We start from the raw sequence: 18,522 nt of genomic DNA, 5'->3' as shown, positions 1-18,522 counted from the left end.
TCCTCTAATCAAAAACCAATTCAACCCGCTCTCGTCCAAGCAGGACTCGCAAGTCATCTATCAGTTGATCGGTGGGCGTCACCCGCCACTCGGTACCGAGCGTCAATCGCACCCGGGAACCGGGGCGACGATAGTTTACCTGAACCGGACAGACTCCGGCACGGGCGGGCTCCAAAATCTCGCACAAACGCGGGAAAAAGCGCTCGTCAATGCGTTGTTCATCGAGGGAGATGCGGATTGCCCTGGCAAAACGCTCCCTCGCATCGTTGATATCCAGCAACTCGCGGGCCGACATTTTAAGGCCACCGGAGAAGTCATCAAAGCTGACCTGTCCAGAAACCACTAAAATACGGTCTTTTTGCATCAATTCTTCGTATTTTTCCAGCGCTTCACTGAAAAGGGTCACATCCAGACGGCCGGATCTGTCGTCCAGAGTGAAGATCCCCATCTTGTTGCCGCGCTTGGTCACCATGCTGCGCGCCGCGATCACCAACCCCGCCGCCGTGGTCACCGTATCCCGGGAGGTGGGATGCAGATCGCACAGTCGGCCCGAGGTGTAGCGCCGCAGCTCGCTGCTGTACTGGTTGATGGGGTGACCGGTGAGGTAGAGCCCGAGGGTCTCGCGCTCCCCTTCCAGCCACACCTTGTCGGGCCAGTGCGGCACGTTGGCGAACGCCTTCTTGACGTCGTCGATCTCCTCCGTGAGCACGCCGAACATGTCGACCTGCCCCACCGCCTGGGCCTTGGCGTGCTGCTCGGCGGCGCGCATCGCCTCCTCCAGGGTCGCCATCAGGGCGGCGCGGTGGGGGCCGAGCCTGTCCATGGCGCCGGAGAGGATGAGCTTCTCCATCACCCGCTTGTTGAGCTTCTTGATGTCGACCCGGTTGCAGAAATCGAACAGGTCGCGGAACGGACCGTCCCGATCCCGCGCGTCCAGGATCGCCTCGATGGGCCCTTCCCCTACCCCCTTCACCGCGCCGATGCCGTAGACGATGTGGCCGTCCTCGTTGACGCTGAAGCGGTAGCGACCGGTGTTGACGTCCGGCGGGATCACGGTCAGCCCCATGCGCTGACACTCGTCCACCAGGGTCACTATCTTGTCGGTGTTGTCCATGTCCGCGGTCATCACCGCCGCCATGAACTCCGCCGGGAAATGGGTCTTGAGCCAGAGGGTCTGGTAAGAGACCAGCGCATAGGCAGCGGAGTGGGACTTGTTGAAGCCGTAGCCCGCAAACTTCTCCACCAGATCGAAGATCTTCATCGCCAGTTCGCCGTCGACGCCGTTCTTGACCGCCCCCTCCTCGAAGCCCGCCCGCTGCTTGGCCATCTCTTCGGGTTTTTTCTTGCCCATGGCCCGGCGCAGCATGTCCGCGCCACCCAGGGTATACCCCGCCAGGGTCTGGGCGATCTGCATCACCTGCTCCTGGTAGAGGATGATGCCGTAGGTGGGCTCGAGTATGGGTTTGAGGCTTTCGTGCTGCCACTTCTCGTCCGGGTAGGAGATGGCCTCCTTGCCGTGCTTGCGCTCGATGAAGTTGTCCACCATGCCCGACTGAAGCGGGCCCGGACGGAACAGGGCCACCAGCGCGATCATGTCTTCGAAGCAGTCGGGCTGCAGCCGCTTGATGAGATCCTTCATGCCGCGGGATTCGAGCTGGAACACCGCCGTGGTCTCGAAACGCTGCAAGAGGGCGAACGACTTCTTGTCGTCGATGGGGATGGCGGCGATGTCCACCGGCGGCTTGCCCTCTTTGGCAAGACGGGGGTTTATCATGCCAAGGGCCCAATCGATGATGGTGAGGGTGCGCAGCCCCAGGAAGTCGAACTTCACCAGCCCGGCGTACTCCACGTCGTTCTTGTCGAACTGGGTGACCGGGTGATGCCCCTCGTCGTCGCAATAGAGCGGCGCGAAGTCGGTGATCTTGGTAGGCGCGATCACCACGCCACCGGCGTGCTTGCCGGCGTTGCGCACCACCCCTTCCAGGCGGCGGGCCATGTCGATGAGGTCCTTGACCTCCTCGTCCTGCTCGTAGAGCTCGGGCAGCTTGGGCTCGGCTTCGAACGCCTTGGCGAGGGTCATGCCGGGGTCGGGCGGGATCAGCTTGGAGATGCGATCGACAAAGCCGTAGGCGTGGCCCAGCACCCGGCCGACGTCCCGCACCACCGCCTTGGCCGCCATGCTGCCGAAGGTGATGATCTGGGACACCGCCTCCCGGCCGTACATCTCGGAGACGTGATCGATCACCTCGTCGCGCCTGTCCATACAGAAGTCGACGTCGAAGTCGGGCATGGAGACCCGCTCGGGGTTCAGGAAACGTTCGAACAGCAGGTCAAATTCCAGCGGATCCAGGTCGGTGATCTTGAGGGCGTAGGCCACCAGCGACCCCGCCCCCGAGCCCCGGCCCGGACCGACGGGGATGCCGTTGTCCTTGGACCACTGGATAAACTCCATCACGATGAGGAAGTAACCCGGGAAGCCCATCTGGTTGATCACTTTGAGCTCGATGTCGAGACGCTCGTCATACTCGGGACGACGCTCGGCCCGCACCGCCGGATCCGGGAACAGGAACTCCAGCCGCTCCTCCAGCCCTTCCTTCGACTTCATGACCAGGAAGTCCTCGGTGGTCATGTCGCCGGTGGGGAAGTTGGGCAGGAAGTATTCGCCGAGGCGCACCGTCACGTTGCAGCGCTTGGCGATCTCCACCGTGTTTTCCAGGGCTTCCGGGATGTCGGCAAACAGCTCCGCCATCTCCTCCTGACTGCGCAGGTACTGCTGGGGGCTGTAGCGGCGCGGTCGGCGCTTGTCCATCAGGGTGTAGCCGTCGTGGATGGCGACCCGGATCTCGTGGGCATCGAAGTCATCGGCGGTGAGGAACACCACCTCGTTGGTGGCCACTACCGGCAGTTCGAACTCGGTGGCAATGGCCACCGCCATGTGCAGGTAGACCTCCTCGTCCGGGCGGCCGGTACGCAGCAGCTCCAGGTAGTAGGCATCCGGGAAGTGGGTCTGGTAGAAGGCGAGGCAATGCTCCACCATCTGGCGGTTGCCCTTGAGCAGGAACTTGCCCACATCCCCCTCGCGCCCGCCGGAGAGGACGATCACCCCCTTGGCATGTTCGCCAAGCCAGGCCTTGTCGATGACGGGGCGCCCCTGCACATGGCCGCGCTGATAGCCGCGGGAGATGAGCAGGGTGATGTTCTGGTAGCCGTCGTTGTCCATGGCGAGCAGGGTGAGGCGAAACTGCTCGTCCCCAAGCTCGTCGCTCTGCACCCAGAAATCCGCCCCGACCAGGGGCTTGATCCCCTTGCCGTGGGCAGAGCCGTAGAAGCGCACCAGGCCGCACATGTTCATCTGGTCGGTCAGGGCCAGGGCCGGCATGTTGTTGGCGGCGGCAGCGGAGACGATGGGACCGATCTTCTGCAGGCCGTCGACCATGGAGAAGTCGGAGTGCACCCTCAGGTGGATGAAACGGGGATCAGCCATGGTCACGCCCTCTCATTGCGCAAGCAGAAATCGTTCAGACAGATCGGCATCGGTTATTCGATCCCCAGGGCGCGGCGCACCGGCTTGAAGCTCTGCCGGTATTCGGGCAGCGGACCCCGTTCGGCCAGAATGGCGAGGTGCTCCGCCGTCGGGTAGCCCTTGTGGCGGGCGAAACCGTACTCGGGATGGCGGCTGTCCAGCTCGGTCATCTCGGCGTCCCGGGTCACCTTGGCGAGGATGGAGGCGGCGCTGATGGCGGCCACCAGGCTGTCCCCCTTGACCACGGCGCGGGCCTCCATCGGCAATCTGGGGCAGCGGTTGCCGTCGATGAAGACCAGCTCGGGCGTCACCTTGAGCCCCGCCACGGCGCGCTGCATCGCCAGCATGGTGGCGTGCAGGATGTTGAGCTCGTCGATTTCCGCCGGGCTGGCGCGGCCGATGGCATAGGCCAGCGCCTTCTCTTTGATCTCGCCAAACAGGGCGAGCCGCTTCTTCTCGGAGAGCTTCTTGGAGTCGGCGAGGCCAAGGATGGGATTGGCAGGATCCAGGATCACCGCGGCGGTGACCACGTCACCCACCAGGGGGCCGCGACCCACCTCGTCCACCCCGGCAATCAGCTTGTCTTCGGGAATATCGATCGTCATCTCATAGCCTTGAATCAAAACCGGCCCCGCAGGGCCAGTATCAGCACAACATCACGCCTGACACACAGGCAGAGCCCACTAGCGTTCCAGCAGCGCGGCAACCGCTTCCGCTGCCTGCACATCCGCATTGCAGCGGATCTTCTCGTGCAACCGGGTGAAGGTGGTGATGAGCTCGCTGTTGTCATGGTCCAGCAGCTTGCTCACCTCTTCCACCAGGTTGGCCGGGGTGCACTCGTGCTGGATGAGCTCAGGCACCAGCATCTTGTCCGCCAGCAGGTTCGGCAGGGAGACATAATCCGTCTTCACCAGCCACTGGGCCAGCAAGTAGCTGAAGGGTTTGAGCTTGTAACCGACCACCATGGGCTTTTTCACCAGCATGGCCTCGAGGGCCGCGGTGCCGGAGGCGAGCATCACCACGTCGGCGGCAATCATGGCCTCGCGGCCCTGGCCGTCCAGCAGCACCATGTCGAGCTCCGGGGCCACCTCGGCCTTGATGGCGAGGAACTGCTCGCGCCGTTTCTGGTTGACCAGAGGCACGATGAAACCGAGATCCGGGTTGTGCACCGTCAGGTGCTTGCACGCCTCGAGGAAGACCGGCGCCATGAAGCCCACTTCCGCCGTGCGGCTCCCCGGCAGCACCGCCAGCCAGCGACGGGCGGGATCGATGCCGAGGGCCTCGCGCACCGCCCCTTGATCCGGCACCAGCGGAATGTCGTCCGCCATGGTGTGGCCGACGAAGCGACAGGGGGCATCGAAACGGTCGTAGAAGGCTTTCTCGAACGGCAGGAAGGCGAGCACCATGTCGGTGGCGGCCTTGATCTTGTGAATGCGGCCCTGACGCCAGGCCCAGACGGAGGGGCTGACATAGTGGACCGTCTTGATACCGGCACGGCGCAGTTTCAGCTCCACCCCGATATTGAAATCCGGTGCATCCACACCGACGAAGATGTCGGGGGGATTGGCGATGAAGTGGCGCAGCAGTTCGCGGCGTACCTGGAGGATGCGGGGCAGACGGCCCAGCACCTCGGTGATGCCCATGACGGAGAGCTCCTCCATCTCGAACAGCGCCTTCACGCCGAGAGCCTGCATCCGCGGCCCGGCGATCCCTTCGAACTGCGCATCCGGGTAGCGGGCTTGCAGTTCGCGCACCAGCCCTGCGGCCAGGATGTCGCCGGAGGTCTCTCCGGCGACGATGCCGATGCGAATGGGATCAGGCACGAATGATCCCGCGCTCGTTGTCCTTGAGGAAATCCACATAGAGCTGGATGGCCGGTTCGCTCTGGGCCATCTCGCTCAGCACGGGCAACACCTCTTCAATGGTCTTGCCGGAGCGGAAGATCTCCTTGTAGGCGCGCTTGACGGCGGAGATCGCCTCGGCGCTGAAGCCACGACGACGCAGTCCTTCGGAGTTGACCCCGAACGGCTTGGCGTAGTTGCCGGCGGCCATCACGTAGGGCGGCACGTCCTTGTTCAGGGCAGCGCAGCCGCCGACGAAGGCGTGGGAGCCGACGCGGCCGAACTGGTGAATGGCAGACAGACCGCCGAAGATCACGAAGTCACCGATGTGCACATGGCCCGCCAGGGTGGCGTTGTTGGCGAAGATGCAGTTGTCACCGATGATGCAGTCGTGGGCCACGTGAACGTTGACCATGAACAGGTTGCCGCTACCCACCTTGGTCAGGCTCTGGTCCTGGGTGGTGCCGCGGTGCACGGTGCAGTTCTCGCGAAACACGTTGTTGTCGCCGATCTCGAGGAAGGTGCGCTCGCCGGCGTACTTCTTGTCCTGGCAATCCTCACCGATGGAGGTGTGCTGGAAGATCTTGTTGCCGCGACCGATCTTGGTCGGGCCCTTGATCACCACGTGGGAGCTCACCCAGGTGTTGTCACCGATTTCCACCTCGGCGCCGATGACGGTGAAGGGGCCGATTTCAACCCCTTTGCCGATGACGGCAGACTCATGGACGATGGCGGTGTCGTGGATGATGGCAGTCTGATCAATCACGGTTATACCTCGCGCTTGGCGCACATCAGTTCGGCAGTACAGACCACTTCACCGTCGACGGTGGCGACACCGGTGAACTTGGCGATGCCGCGACGCTCCTTCAGGAACTCCACATCCAGCACCAGCTGATCGCCGGGGCCCACCGGGCGCTTGAAGCGGGCGTTGTCAATGGAGGCAAAGTAATAGAGCTCGTTGGGGGACGGCTTGCCCACCATGGTGAAGGCCAGGATACCGGTGGCCTGGGCCATGGCTTCCAGGATCAGCACGCCGGGGAAGACCGGCTTGGCCGGGAAGTGGCCCTGGAAGATCGGCTCGTTGAACGAGACGTTCTTGATGGCGCGCAGGGTCTTGCGCTCATCGCTGATCTCGTAGTTTTCCACCTTGTCCACCATCAGGAACGGATAACGGTGGGGCAGCAGATCCATGATTTCCTGGATGCCCAGGCTCTTCTTTTCAGTAGTCAAAACAGTACCCTATACCAATCGTGATTATTCTTGATCCAGCTTTTTCTCAAGCTTGCTCAACCGCTTGTGCATCTCTTCGATACGCATCACCCGGGCGGCGGTCTTGCGCCACTCTTTATTGGTTTGCAGGGGGATGCCGGAAGAGTAGATACCGGGCTCGGTGATGGGACGCATCACCATGGCCATGCCGGTGACGGTGGCCTGGTCGCAGATCTCCATGTGCCCGTTAAAGACGGAGGCACCACCAATGATACAGTATTTGCCGACCTTGAGACTACCGGCCATCACGGTGGAGCCCGCCACGGCAGTGCCGTAGCCGATCTCGACGTTGTGGGCGATCTGGCACTGGTTGTCGATGATGACGTTGTCAGCGATGCGGGTATCTTCCAGCGCACCGCGGTCGATGGTAGTGCAGGCACCGATCTCGACCCGGTTGCCGATGGTCACGCCACCGAGCTGGGGGATCTTGATCCACTCGCCGCGCTCGTTGGCATAACCGAAACCGTCTGCCCCGATCACGGTGCCGGCCTGTACCAGACAGTCCGTGCCCAGGGTCACGTTGTGATAGAGGGTGACGTTGGCCCACAACCGGGAGCGCGCTCCCAGTCGGGTATCCTTGCCAACGAAACAGCCCGGGCCGATGCGCACATCGTCACCCAGCACGACGCCGGATTCGATCACCGCATTGGCACCGATGGCCACTCTCTCGCCCAGTTGCACGTCAGCCGCGATGACGGCGCTCGGATGGATATCCATGGCCGGCTGCGGAGTGGTGTCCAGCAGTTGGGCTACCCGGGCAAAGCCCACATAGGGGTCCTTGAGCACCAGGGCATTGGTGGGGCAAAACGGCAGGTCTGCCTCGGTGATGAGCACGGCAGTGGCCTTGCTCTGCTCCAGAAAATGCCGGTACTTCTTGTTGGACAGGAAGGCTATCTCCCCCTCCCCGGCTTTTTCCAGTGTCGCGACCTTGCGAATTTCCCGGGTCCCATCCCCATGGACCTCGGCCCCCAGTTGCTGGGCCAGCTGTGCGAGAGTGAATGCCATCAATTAGTTGCTCTTGCTAACCTGAGAAATAACCTGGCCGGAGATGTCCAGCTTGCTGGCTGCATACGGGGCGGCGTTGCGCTCCAGCACCAGATCGTAGCCATTGCTCTTGGCGATGGCGTCGATGGCAGCCTGCACCTTGGTCAGGATCTTGTTGCGCTCTTCGGACTGACGGCGACCGTTGTCCTGTTCAAACGCCTGACGCTTCTGGTTGAATTCCATCTGCAGCTTGGCCAGCTTCTCCTGGCTCTGCTTCTTCTGCTCGGCGCTCATGAAGGCTTCGTCCTTCTTGAACTTCTCGACCAGTGCCTGACCGTCGGACTCCAGCTTCTGCAGTTCACGCATGCGCGGCTCGAACTCGCCCTTCAGCTTCTTGGCAACGGCTTCACGCTGGGGCAGCTTTTGGAAGACTTCGCCCATGTCGACCACGGCAATCTTGGTCTCAGCGAAGGCAGAACCCATGCCGGCAGCCATCAGTGCAAAGCTCAAACCAGCTACTTTCAACGCTTTATTCACACTTACTCCTTGGTCCCTCGGTCGAGGGCTACCTGATTTACCTGATTGTGCAAGCGATCCACGAGATCGTCTTGTTACCTGGTGAGGCGCGCAAATGCGCGACCCATCATGCTTCCCCCCGCCATGGCGGGGGGGCGTCCGCTCCCCTTAGAAGGTACGGCCGATGTTGAAGGAGAAGACTTCGGTGTCGTCCCCTTCGTATTTCTTGATTGGTCTTGCCAGCACGAACACCAGCGGGCCCATGGGAGAGAGCCACTGCAGCGACAGGCCGGTCGACATCCGGATGTTGCTCGGGTCGGAGTAGTCCATCAGATAGTTGCAACCACTGAAGCAACGGTTCTGATACTGGCTGTAGTCGAAGTGGGTATCCCACACGGAACCGGCGTCGATGAAGAAGCTGGTCCTCAACTGGGGCTGATAGGTCTCGGAGGCAAAGGGTGTCGGCACGATCATTTCCAGCGAGGCCACCGCCAGGGCGTTGCCCCCGACCGAGCTGTCAGTGCCCTGGATGACGTCGTTACCACTCAAGTTGTAGTAGTAGAGCGCCTTCGGACCGACTGTGTTGCTCTTGAAACCACGCAGGGTATCGAAACCACCGGCGTAGTAGTTCTCGAAGAACGGCAGAACGTGCTCGTAATCGCCATTGGTGCCGTAGCCATCGCCGTAGGAGGCACGGGCCTTGGCCAGCATGACCCATTTGTGATCGGCATCAAACGGGAAGTAGTGGGCATCTTCTGCGTTGAGCTTGAAGTACTGCAGATCCATGCCGGGCACCGTCACCTTGGCGTTCACCCGCTGGCGGTCACCGGAGGTCGGGAACTGACCCTTGTTGAGGGTGGAGCGGGTCCAGCCGGCGGTGACGTCCACGGTGTTGAACACCATGCGGTTGTCGCCATCCAGATTGCCGTTGTAGACCTTCCAGAACTCGTCCACCTGTACATAGGGGTTGGGCTGGGACAGTTTGTTGTTTTCGTAGCCCAGGCTGAAGTCGAGACGGTTGTTCTCGTTGACCGGGAAGCCGCTGGAGAGACGGAAACCGACGGTGGTGTTCTCGTAGTCCACGATGTTGGCGTCGGCCGCACTGAACTTGTTGTAGTAGAGACGGCCGCCCAGGCTCACCCCGTCCACGGTGAAGTAGGGGTCGTTATAGCTCAGGTCGACGCTCTTGGAGTAGTCGTTGGTGCTGGCGTTGATGCCGATCTTCTTGCCGGTCCCCATGAAGTTGTCCTGCTGCAGACCCGCCTGCAGGCTCAGACCCGACTCGGTGCCGTAGCCGATACCGGCGTTGATGGACCCCGCCGGCTGCTCCTTGACCTTGAAGTCCAGATCGACCTGGTCATCGCTGCCCGGCACCCGCTTGGTGTCCACTTCCGCGGTCTCGAAGAAGCCGAGGCGGTTGAGACGGGTCTTGGACTGCTCGACGTTGTCGGAGGAGAGCCAGGTGCCCTCCATCTGGCGCATCTCGCGACGCAGCACTTCGTCCTTGGTGGTGACGTTGCCGCTGAAGTTGATGTTGCGCACATAGACCCGGGGACCCGGCTCCACGTTGACGATGAGCTCCACTTCCTTGGTCTGGTCGTTGATCTGGGGGAAGGTGACCACTTTCGGGTAGGCGTAGCCGTAACGGCCGAGGAACTTGGAGAGCACCTCTTCGGTATGGGTCACCTGACTGGCGGAGTAAACGCTGCCCGCCTCGATGGGGATGAGGCCCTTCATCTCGCCGCCGCGGTCGATGAGGTCGCCCTTGAGCTGGATGCCGGAAACCTTGTACTGCTCCCCTTCCTTGACGTTGAGGGTGACATAGACCCCCTTCTTGTCCGGGGTCATGGAGACCTGGGTGGACTCCTGGGTGAAGCGGATGTAGCCGCGGTCCATGTAGTAGGAGCGCAGCACTTCGATGTCACCGGCCAGCTTCTGCTTCTGGTAGCGCTGATCACCGGTGAAGTTCCACCAGGGCACGTCGTCCTTGAGGGAGAGCTGGGCCAGCAGCTTCTCTTCCGGGAAAACGTTGTTGCCGACGATGTTGATCTGCTGGATCTTGGCCGCTTCCCCTTCCACGAAGGTGAACTTGAGGTCGACCCGGTTGCGCGGCAGCGGGGTGACGATGGCCTTGACCTTGGCGGAGTACTTGCCCACGCCGTAGTAGAAATCTTCCAGCCCTTTCTCGAGGGAGCTCAGCACGGTGCGATCCAGCGGATCACCCACGCGGATCCCGGAGGATTCCAGGCTCTGGGTCAGTTGCTCTTCCTTGATGTCCTTGTTGCCGGAGAACTCGATGCTGGAGATGGTCGGGCGCTCCTTGACCACCACTTGCAGCACCTGACCGTCGCGATAGACCTTGACGTCCTCGAAGTTGCCGGAGGCATAGAGCTTCTTGATGGCGTTCGCCAGGGACATGGAGTCGACGGAATCACCGACCCGCACCGGCAGATTCAACAGGGCGGCACCCAGGGTCACCCGCTGCAGGCCCTCGACCTGAATGTCTTGCACCACAAAAGAGGCCGGGGCAGCCTGAGCCAGGAAGCTGGCCCCCAGCAGGCAACTCAACACCAATGCTTTTTTAACAGCCATTTTGTTCTTATGTGTCCTTGTTGATGCTCTGGCCTCAGAGGCGAGCGAAATCATTAAACAGCGCAATGCCCATCAGTAACATCAGAATGGCGGCGCCTATCCTGAACCCAACTTCCTGAATTTTTTCCGATACCGGCTTGCCGGTGATCGCCTCGATGAGGAAATAGACCAGATGGCCACCATCGAGCACCGGCAGGGGGAACAGGTTGATGATCCCCAGGTTGACGCTGATGAGCGCCAGGAATCCGAGGAAATAGACCAACCCGTAATCGGCGCTGCTGCCGGCCCCTTTGGCGATGGAGATGGGGCCGCTCAGGTTGTCCAAAGAGACGATGCCACCGATCAGCTTGCCTATCATGTCGAAGGTCAGGGTGATCAGGCTCCAGGTCTTCTGGACCCCATGCCACAGGGCTTGCAAAGGCCCATACTGTAACAGAGTTCGATACTCATCCGGTAATGGAACCAGTTGCGGCGACAAGCCCACAAAACCGACCAGCTGGTCCTTCACTTTCTTCCCGTCCGGGGTCAGGGTCAGGGTCATCTCGCTGCCCCCGCGCTCCACCGTCACCTGCAACGGCTGCGCCGGTGACTGCTGGACACGCTCGACAAACTGGGCCCATTCGGTGATGGCCTCTCCATCGACCCCCTTGATGCGATCCCCTATCTGAAGGCCGGCCTTCTCGCTAGCGCTCGATGGCACCACGGCCTCCACCACGGGCAGCACCTTGCCACCAAGGGGCACTATCCCGAGGCTGCCGATGGGAGACTCCTTGTCGGGGTCAAACTTCCAGCCTGCCAGCTGCAGGGTCTTGTCCACTGCATAGCTGGTGTTGGCCGCCTTGAGCTTGAGCTGGACCGAGTCATCACCAAGGTGGCTGATGAGGGCATAGGTGACGCTCTCCCAGTCACCGGTCTCCTCGCCGCCGACGCCGACGATCTCCATGCCTGGCAGGATGCCGGCCTCTGCCACGATGGAGGCGGGACGCACCTCGCCCACCACGGGTTTGACGCTCGGCACCCCTATCATGAACATCAGCCAGAAGGCGAACAGGGCGAACACGAAGTTTGCCATGGGGCCGGCCGCGACGATGGCCATCCGGGCCCAGACGCTCTTGTGGTTGAAGGCCTGCGCTTCCTCCCCCGGCTTGAGTTCGTCGACCCGGCCATCCAGCATCTTGACGTAGCCGCCAAGGGGGATCAGGGCCAGCACGTATTCGGTGCCATCCTTGCCAAGGCGACGCCAGATGGCCTTGCCAAAGCCGATGGAGAAGCGCTCCACCTTGACGCCGCAACGACGAGCCACCCAGAAGTGGCCAAATTCATGCACCGCCACCAGCAGCCCGAGGGCCACGATGAAGGCGCCGATATTCCACAGAAGCCCTCCCATCAGCCGCGTACCTCGCTGTCATGTCCAGTCCTGCGCTCGAGAGCATGGAGAGGGGCTGGCTGCCACCACAGTCCGTTCATACGGCAAGCTCCTTTATCAGTTGCTGGGCACGGGCTCGGGCCGTACCGTCCAGGGCGATGAGATCCGCCAGAGAGCCGGCAGCACTGCTGCCCAGCTCGGCCATGACGGATTCGTTGACTCTGGCAATATCCATAAATCCGATCCGCTCTGCAAGAAAAGCCGCGACGGCCTCCTCGTTGGCGGCATTGAGGGAGGTGGTCGCCCCCTGCCCTTGCTGGCACGCGCTCATGGCCAGCGCCAGACAGGGATAGCGCTCATAGTCGGGCCGGATAAAGCTGAACTCTCCGACACTGAAGAAATCCAAAGGTTCCACACCGGACTCGATCCGTTCCGGATAGGCCAGAGCGTGGGCAATGGGGGTGCACATGTCCGGGTTGCCGAGCTGGGCCAGCACGGAGCCATCCTTGTACTGCACCATGGAGTGAATGACGGACTGGGGGTGGATCACCACCTGGATCTGCTCGGGGGCCGCATTGAACAGCCAGCGCGCCTCGATGTACTCCAGCCCCTTGTTCATCATGGTGGCGGAGTCCACCGAGATCTTGGCCCCCATGGACCAGTTGGGATGGGCAATGGCTTGCGCCGGGGTAACATGGTGCAATTCACCCACATCGGCATAGCGGAAAGGTCCGCCGGAGCCGGTCAGCAGGATCTTGCTGATCCCCGCCCCGGCCAGATCGCAGAAACCGGGCTGGCGCTGCACGTCGACCGGCAGGCACTGGAAGATGGCGTTGTGTTCGCTGTCGATGGGCAGCAGCTCGGCGCCGTGCTCGCGCACCGCCTCCATGAAGAAGGCTCCGGACATCACCAGCGCCTCCTTGTTGGCCAGCAGAATGCGCTTGCCGGCGCGCACGGCAGCCATGGTGGGTGCTAGACCCGCCGCACCGACAATGGCCGCCATCACGCTGTGGGCATCGGGGTGAGCAGCCACGTCGCACAGGGCTGCCTGACCGGACAACACCCGGGTGGTGCTGCCGTGAGCCTTGAGCCGACCCGCCAGATCGCTGGCGGCGCCTTCGTCCACCATGACAGCGAACCGGGGGGAGAATTCGAGACAGTCGCGCAGCATGGCATCCACGCTGCGGGCAGCGGTCAGCGCCAGCACCTGCCAGCGCCCGGGGTTGTGGCGCAGTACCTTGAGGGTGCTCTGACCGATGGAGCCTGACGCTCCCAGGATCACCAGGTTTTGCATCAAGACTCCTGATTGGGTAACAGACTGATGGAGCGGGACGCTCCCGGGATCATCAGTGCGCGAAACATCAAAACTCCGGACCGAGCAACAGGTAGCTGAGCAGGAAGACGGGCAGCGCCGCCGTCAGGCTGTCGATGCGATCGAGAATGCCCCCATGGCCCGGCAATAGGGTGCCGGAATCCTTGATGCCGGCTTCCCGCTTGAACATGCTCTCGGCCAGATCGCCGAGCACGGAGGCCAGCACCGCCAGCAGAGAACAGAGCAGCACGGTGCCCATCTTGGCAGGCACGAAGCCCATGAACCAGGTCACGCCGATGGCCAGCAGGCTGGCGGTAAAGAGGCCGCCCAGCATGCCTTCAATGGTTTTACCCGGGCTCACGGCCGGCGCCAGCTTGTGTTTGCCGAACGCCTTGCCGAAAAAATACGCGCCAGAATCTGCCGCCCAGACCAGTCCCATCACGAACAGCAGGATCCAGGCCCCCATCATGGGGTCGTGATAGAAGTTGTAACCGCGAATGGCCACCAGGGACCAGAAGAAGGGAACCAGGGTCACTAGACCAAACAGGGATTTGAGCCAGATGGATTCACGCCACAGCCTGGCGCTTTGCGGGTAGCGCAGCACCAGCAGCAGCCCCAGCAGCCACCAGCTGACGGCGGTCCAGAGCACGCCCATCACCAGCGGATGCAGTTGGGGGATCCAGAGTTGCTCCACGGGCACCCAGAACAGGCTGGCCCCCAACAGCAGACAGAACACCAGCGGCAACCACTGTTGCGGCTGGGCAGTGACGAAGGCACTCCACTCACGGCTGGCCAGCAGAAAGACCAGGGCAGCGAGCAGGGCAAAGAATTTCAACGGCAGAAAAAACAGCGCCCCCAACACCAGGGGTACTAACAGTAATGCGGTAATAATTCGTTGTTTTAGCAAAAGAAACCTCTCTCTTGGGAGCGGGGTTTAGCCGGTCTGTTGCGCGGCGATCAATTCCCGGATCTGTTCACCCGTACACCCGAAGCGACGCTCGCGAGCAACGAAGGAGGCAACTGCCCCACTGAACTCGGCCTCGTCAAAATCGGGCCACAGGACCGGGGTAAAATAGAGTTCGGCATAGGCGAGCTGCCACAGGACAAAGTTGCTGATGCGATGATCCCCGCCGGTGCGGATCAACAGATCCACGGGGGGCAGATCAGCCATGCAGACATGACGACCCAATGCCGCCTCATCGACCGCCTCGGCATCCAGTTCACCCGCCGCCACGGCCCGTGCCAGGGTCCGGGCCGCCTGGGCGATGTCCCACTGACCGCCATAGTTGGCGGCGATATTGAGGGTCAATCCCTGATTGTTGGCGGTCAGGGCCTCGGCCTTGGCGATCTTGGCCTGCAGCCGCTCGCTGAAGCGGGCAGTGTCGCCAATCACCCGAAGGCGAATGCCGTTGCTGTGCAACTTGCTCACCTCGCGACCCAGCACCGTCATGAACAACTCCATCAGGGCGTTGACTTCCCCTTCCGGACGGCGCCAGTTCTCGCTGGAAAACGCAAACAGGGTCAGCGCCTCCATCTTGGCACGAGCGGCAAAGGCCACGGCCTCACGCACGGATTTCACGCCCGCCTTGTGCCCGGAAACCCGCATCTTGCCGCGGTTCTGGGCCCAGCGACCATTGCCATCCATGATGATGGCGACGTGACGGGGCAAGGACGAGCTGGCGCTATCGCCTAGCGCTGCCAAAAGCGACATTCATTTCTCCCACAAAGACAAAAGCGCCGTGCAGGGGCACTACACGGCGCTCGTAATATACCTGTCGGAGGCTTAGATTTCCATTAGCTCCTTTTCCTTCACAACCAGGGCGTCATCCACCAGCTTGATGAAGGTATCGGTCAGCTTCTGGATCTCTTCCTGGGCGCGACGGTCGTCGTCTTCGGAGATCTCTTTCTCTTTCAGCAGGGCTTTCAGGTCGGCGTTGGCATCGCGACGGATGTTGCGAATGGCAACCCGGGCACCTTCGGCTTCGGCACGGACGATCTTGGTCAGATCACGGCGACGCTCTTCGGTCAGCGGCGGCAGCGGCACGCGCAGAGTCTGGCCGTTGCTGGACGGGTTCAGGCCCAGATCGGAGGTCAGGATGGCTTTTTCCACCGCCTGGATCATGGAGCGATCGAAGATGGAGATGGAGAGAGTACGGGCATCTTCTGCCACCACGTTGGCCAACTGCTTCAGAGGAGTGGCAGCACCGTAATACTCCACCTGGATGCCGTCGAGCAGGCTCGGGTGAGCACGGCCGGTACGGATCTTGGACATCTGGGTCTTCAGCGACTCTACGCTTTTGCCCATGCGGTCCTTGGCGTCGTTTTTAATCTCGTTGATCACAGTGGTTTTCCTTTTGGCGAACGAGCCGACAGGCGGCTCGTATCTATCTTGTTGACTGGCGTAATGGACAAGCGAGCCTGGGGCTCACACTTGCCTTACTTGCTGGCCTGGTGGATCAGGGTACCTTCCGGCTCACCCATGATCACGCGGCGCAGCGCGCCCGGTTTGTTCATGTTGAACACCCGGATCGGCAGATCGTGGTCGCGGGCCAGGGTAAAAGCAGCAAGATCCATCACTTTGAGTTCTTTTTCAAGAACTTCATCATAACTCAGTTCCTGATAGAGCACGGCATCCGGGTTCTTGACCGGGTCATCGGTGAACACGCCATCGACCTTGGTGGCTTTCAGCACAACGTCGGCTTCGATCTCGATACCGCGCAGGCAGGCTGCCGAGTCGGTGGTAAAGAAGGGGTTGCCGGTACCGGCAGAGAAGATCACCACCTTGCCGGCACGCAGCTGGCTGATGGCTTCGGCCCAGCTGTAGGAGTCGCAGACCCCTTGCAGGGAGATGGCCGACATCAGGCGGGCATTCACATAAGCACGATGCAGGGCATCACGCATGGCCAGGCCGTTCATGACGGTCGCCAGCATGCCCATGTGGTCACCCACCACGCGATTCATGCCTGCCTTGGCAAGGCCGGCACCACGGAACAGGTTGCCGCCACCGATGACCAGACCGACCTGAACACCCAGCTCAACCAGCTCTTTGATCTCTTGGGCCATCCGTTCCAGCACCGCCGGATCAATGCCGAAACCCTCGGATCCTTGCAGGGCTTCACCACTCAACTTCAGAAGAACACGTCTGTATGCAGGCTTGGGATTGGTACTCATGTCACTGATTCCTGGTCATATAAAGACCGCGACATAAGTCGCGGTCTGGGGAAACGGAAAAACCGGTTCGATTAGGCCTTCTGAGCGGCCGCGATCTGGGCTGCTACTTCAGCAGCGAAGTCGGTCTCTTGCTTCTCGATGCCTTCGCCCACTTCGAAACGGGTGAAGGAAACAACGTCAGCGCCTTCTTTCTTCAGCAGCTCGGCAACGGTCATGGAAGGATCTTTCACGAACGGTTGACCAGTCAGGGAAACCTCACCGGTGAACTTCTTCATGCGACCTTCAACCATCTTCTCGGCGATCTCTTTCGGCTTGCCGGAGTTGATGGCGATGTCGATCTGGATTTCGCGCTCTTTGGCAACGACTTCGGCAGACACGTCTTCCGGTTTGACGAATTGCGGGCTGTTGGCAGCAACGTGCATGGCCAGATCTTTGGCCAGCTCGTCGGTACCGCCAACCAGCTTGGTGATAACACCGATGCGGGAGCCGTGAACGTAGGTGCCCAGGTTGTCACCTTCAACCAGCATCACGCGACGCAGGTTCATGTTCTCACCGATCTTGGCGATCAGGTTGGTGATGGTCAGCTCGACGGACTCGCCGTTGCCGAAGTCGGCGGCTTTCAGCGCGTCAACGTCAGCGATTTTCTGGGTGGCAGCGATCTCGACGATCTTCTGACCCATGGCCAGGAAACCGGCATCCTTGGAAACGAAGTCAGTCTCGCAGTTCAGCTCGATCATGACGGCAACGTTGCCTTCGGTACGGGCGAAGATCACACCTTCAGCGGCGATACGGCCAGCTTTCTTGGCGGCCTTGGCCTGACCGGATTTACGCATGTTCTCGATAGCCAGCTCGATATCACCGTTGGCTTCTTCCAGCGCTTTTTTGCAATCCATCATGCCAGCGGCGGTGCGCTCGCGCAGTTCTTTTACCAGGGCGGCAGAAATGTTTGCCATGTCCAGTATCCTCGGTCTTGAATTGACAAGAAACAGGGGCCACAAGGGCCCCTGCTAACCAATTACATCAGCTTGGTTAATAAGGGCTTTTCAGTCCTTATCAATTACTCAGCTTCAACGAAGCCATCTTGTTCGGCTTGAACAACGATGTCCTGCTCGCGGGCTTCCAGAACGGTGTCAGCAGCAGCGTTCAGGTACAGCTGTACGGCACGGATAGCGTCGTCGTTACCCGGGATGACATAGTCAACGCCGTCCGGGTTGGAGTTGGTATCAACGATGGAAACTACCGGGATACCCAGGTTGTTGGCTTCTTTGATAGCGATGTGCTCGTGGTCGGCATCGACAACGAACAGAACGTCAGGCAGGCCGCCCATGTTCTTGATACCACCCAGGCTCTTCTCCAGCTTTTCCATTTCGCGAGTACGCATCAGCGCCTCTTTCTTGGTCAGCTTGTCGAAGGTACCGTCTTCGCTCTGGGTTTCCAGATCTTTCAGGCGCTTGATGGACTGACGAACGGTTTTCCAGTTGGTCAGCATGCCGCCCAGCCAGCGGTGGTTAACATAGAACTGGTCGCAACGCTCAGCGGCTTCTTTGACGGCTTCAGACGCGGCACGCTTGGTACCTACGAACAGTACCTTGCCTTTCTTGGCAGCTACGGAGCTGATGAAGTTCATGGCATCGTCAAACATCGGAACGGTTTTTTCCAGGTTGATGATGTGAACTTTGCTGCGGGCGCCGAAGATGTAGGACTTCATTTTCGGGTTCCAGTAACGAGTCTGGTGACCGAAGTGAACGCCGGCTTGCAGCATGTCGCGCATAGAAACTTTAGCCATTTTATACCTCTGTATTGGGGTTAGGCCTCCACACATCCCATATAACCGACCCGTTAAGGCACCCCGGCATATGTGTCGATGTGTGTGTGTTGTTGAGTAAGGGTGATGGCATGAGGACACGAGTTCCCCATTCCGGCGCGCTTTATACCATAACTTTGGTCA

16 protein-coding genes are annotated in these 18,522 nt (G+C 60.9%); all 16 read right to left on the bottom strand.

What is annotated here, in order from left to right; translation table 11 throughout:
* Window positions 1-4: 4 nt before the first annotated feature.
* Window positions 5-3,484 carry a DNA polymerase III subunit alpha gene (dnaE, locus tag C2U30_RS20565; RefSeq protein ID WP_039039451.1) on the bottom strand — a complete coding sequence of 1,160 codons (3,480 nt, stop codon included), beginning with the start codon at window positions 3,482-3,484 and terminating at the stop codon, window positions 5-7.
* A 53-nt stretch (window positions 3,485-3,537) separates the two neighbouring features.
* Entirely contained in the window at window positions 3,538-4,128 is a 591-nt protein-coding gene (gene rnhB, locus C2U30_RS20560) for a ribonuclease HII (protein WP_039039433.1), read from the bottom strand.
* A 78-nt stretch (window positions 4,129-4,206) separates the two neighbouring features.
* Entirely contained in the window at window positions 4,207-5,346 is a 1,140-nt protein-coding gene (gene lpxB, locus C2U30_RS20555) for a lipid-A-disaccharide synthase (RefSeq protein ID WP_010673416.1), read from the bottom strand.
* Window positions 5,339-6,130 (bottom strand): acyl-ACP--UDP-N-acetylglucosamine O-acyltransferase, encoded by a 792-nt coding sequence (gene lpxA / locus C2U30_RS20550; RefSeq protein WP_010673415.1) that lies wholly within the window; start codon window positions 6,128-6,130, stop codon window positions 5,339-5,341. The genes lpxB and lpxA overlap by 8 nt, the downstream gene beginning before the upstream one ends.
* Window positions 6,131-6,132: 2 nt before the next feature.
* Entirely contained in the window at window positions 6,133-6,594 is a 462-nt protein-coding gene (gene fabZ, locus C2U30_RS20545; RefSeq protein ID WP_010673414.1) for a 3-hydroxyacyl-ACP dehydratase FabZ, read from the bottom strand.
* A 24-nt stretch (window positions 6,595-6,618) separates the two neighbouring features.
* Window positions 6,619-7,638, bottom strand: coding sequence for a UDP-3-O-(3-hydroxymyristoyl)glucosamine N-acyltransferase (gene lpxD / locus C2U30_RS20540; RefSeq protein ID WP_039039449.1), 1,020 nt, complete (start codon window positions 7,636-7,638; stop codon window positions 6,619-6,621).
* A 3-nt stretch (window positions 7,639-7,641) separates the two neighbouring features.
* The gene (locus C2U30_RS20535; RefSeq protein WP_029313943.1) at window positions 7,642-8,154 is read right to left on the bottom strand and encodes an OmpH family outer membrane protein; all 513 of its coding nucleotides are present in this window, start codon (window positions 8,152-8,154) and stop codon (window positions 7,642-7,644) included.
* 147 nt (window positions 8,155-8,301) lie between these two features.
* A complete protein-coding gene (gene bamA, locus C2U30_RS20530) occupies window positions 8,302-10,725 on the bottom strand; it encodes an outer membrane protein assembly factor BamA (protein ID WP_103244429.1) in 2,424 nt (807 codons plus the stop codon).
* Between the two features lie 34 nt (window positions 10,726-10,759).
* Window positions 10,760-12,112, bottom strand: a complete 1,353-nt coding sequence (rseP, locus tag C2U30_RS20525) for a sigma E protease regulator RseP (protein ID WP_103244428.1) — start codon at window positions 12,110-12,112, stop codon at window positions 10,760-10,762.
* Between the two features lie 76 nt (window positions 12,113-12,188).
* Window positions 12,189-13,385, bottom strand: coding sequence for a 1-deoxy-D-xylulose-5-phosphate reductoisomerase (ispC, locus tag C2U30_RS20520; protein WP_041211293.1), 1,197 nt, complete (start codon window positions 13,383-13,385; stop codon window positions 12,189-12,191).
* Window positions 13,386-13,452: 67 nt separating this feature from the next.
* Window positions 13,453-14,310: a phosphatidate cytidylyltransferase gene (locus C2U30_RS20515; protein ID WP_039039428.1), complete on the bottom strand. Its 858-nt coding sequence runs from the start codon at window positions 14,308-14,310 to the stop codon at window positions 13,453-13,455.
* Between the two features lie 27 nt (window positions 14,311-14,337).
* Window positions 14,338-15,114 carry a polyprenyl diphosphate synthase gene (gene uppS, locus C2U30_RS20510; protein WP_039039427.1) on the bottom strand — a complete coding sequence of 259 codons (777 nt, stop codon included), beginning with the start codon at window positions 15,112-15,114 and terminating at the stop codon, window positions 14,338-14,340.
* Between the two features lie 72 nt (window positions 15,115-15,186).
* Window positions 15,187-15,744, bottom strand: coding sequence for a ribosome recycling factor (gene frr / locus C2U30_RS20505; protein ID WP_010673406.1), 558 nt, complete (start codon window positions 15,742-15,744; stop codon window positions 15,187-15,189).
* A gap of 95 nt (window positions 15,745-15,839) precedes the next feature.
* Entirely contained in the window at window positions 15,840-16,574 is a 735-nt protein-coding gene (gene pyrH, locus C2U30_RS20500) for a UMP kinase (protein ID WP_010673405.1), read from the bottom strand.
* A gap of 71 nt (window positions 16,575-16,645) precedes the next feature.
* Window positions 16,646-17,527, bottom strand: a complete 882-nt coding sequence (tsf, locus tag C2U30_RS20495; RefSeq protein WP_010673404.1) for a translation elongation factor Ts — start codon at window positions 17,525-17,527, stop codon at window positions 16,646-16,648.
* Window positions 17,528-17,631: 104 nt separating this feature from the next.
* Entirely contained in the window at window positions 17,632-18,360 is a 729-nt protein-coding gene (rpsB, locus tag C2U30_RS20490; protein WP_010673403.1) for a 30S ribosomal protein S2, read from the bottom strand.
* Between the last annotated feature and the right edge of the window lie 162 nt (window positions 18,361-18,522).

This window comes from Aeromonas sp. ASNIH5 (assembly GCF_002902865.1).
Classification (GTDB): domain Bacteria; phylum Pseudomonadota; class Gammaproteobacteria; order Enterobacterales; family Aeromonadaceae; genus Aeromonas; species Aeromonas caviae.
Note: the sequence above shows the minus strand (reverse complement) of the source record. Positions and strands in the feature narration are given on the sequence as shown.

Excerpts from the sequence above, each read along its gene's own strand:
- dnaE (WP_039039451.1), bottom strand. The coding sequence starts at position 3,484 with ATGGCTGATCCCCGTTTCATCCACCTGAGGGTGCACTCCGACTTCTCC.
- rnhB (WP_039039433.1), bottom strand. The coding sequence starts at position 4,128 with ATGACGATCGATATTCCCGAAGACAAGCTGATTGCCGGGGTGGACGAG.
- lpxD (WP_039039449.1), bottom strand. The coding sequence starts at position 7,638 with ATGGCATTCACTCTCGCACAGCTGGCCCAGCAACTGGGGGCCGAGGTC.
- bamA (WP_103244429.1), bottom strand. The coding sequence starts at position 10,725 with ATGGCTGTTAAAAAAGCATTGGTGTTGAGTTGCCTGCTGGGGGCCAGC.
- rseP (WP_103244428.1), bottom strand. The coding sequence starts at position 12,112 with ATGGGAGGGCTTCTGTGGAATATCGGCGCCTTCATCGTGGCCCTCGGG.
- ispC (WP_041211293.1), bottom strand. The coding sequence starts at position 13,385 with ATGCAAAACCTGGTGATCCTGGGAGCGTCAGGCTCCATCGGTCAGAGC.
- uppS (WP_039039427.1), bottom strand. The coding sequence starts at position 15,114 with ATGTCGCTTTTGGCAGCGCTAGGCGATAGCGCCAGCTCGTCCTTGCCC.
- pyrH (WP_010673405.1), bottom strand. The coding sequence starts at position 16,574 with ATGAGTACCAATCCCAAGCCTGCATACAGACGTGTTCTTCTGAAGTTG.
- tsf (WP_010673404.1), bottom strand. The coding sequence starts at position 17,527 with ATGGCAAACATTTCTGCCGCCCTGGTAAAAGAACTGCGCGAGCGCACC.
- rpsB (WP_010673403.1), bottom strand. The coding sequence starts at position 18,360 with ATGGCTAAAGTTTCTATGCGCGACATGCTGCAAGCCGGCGTTCACTTC.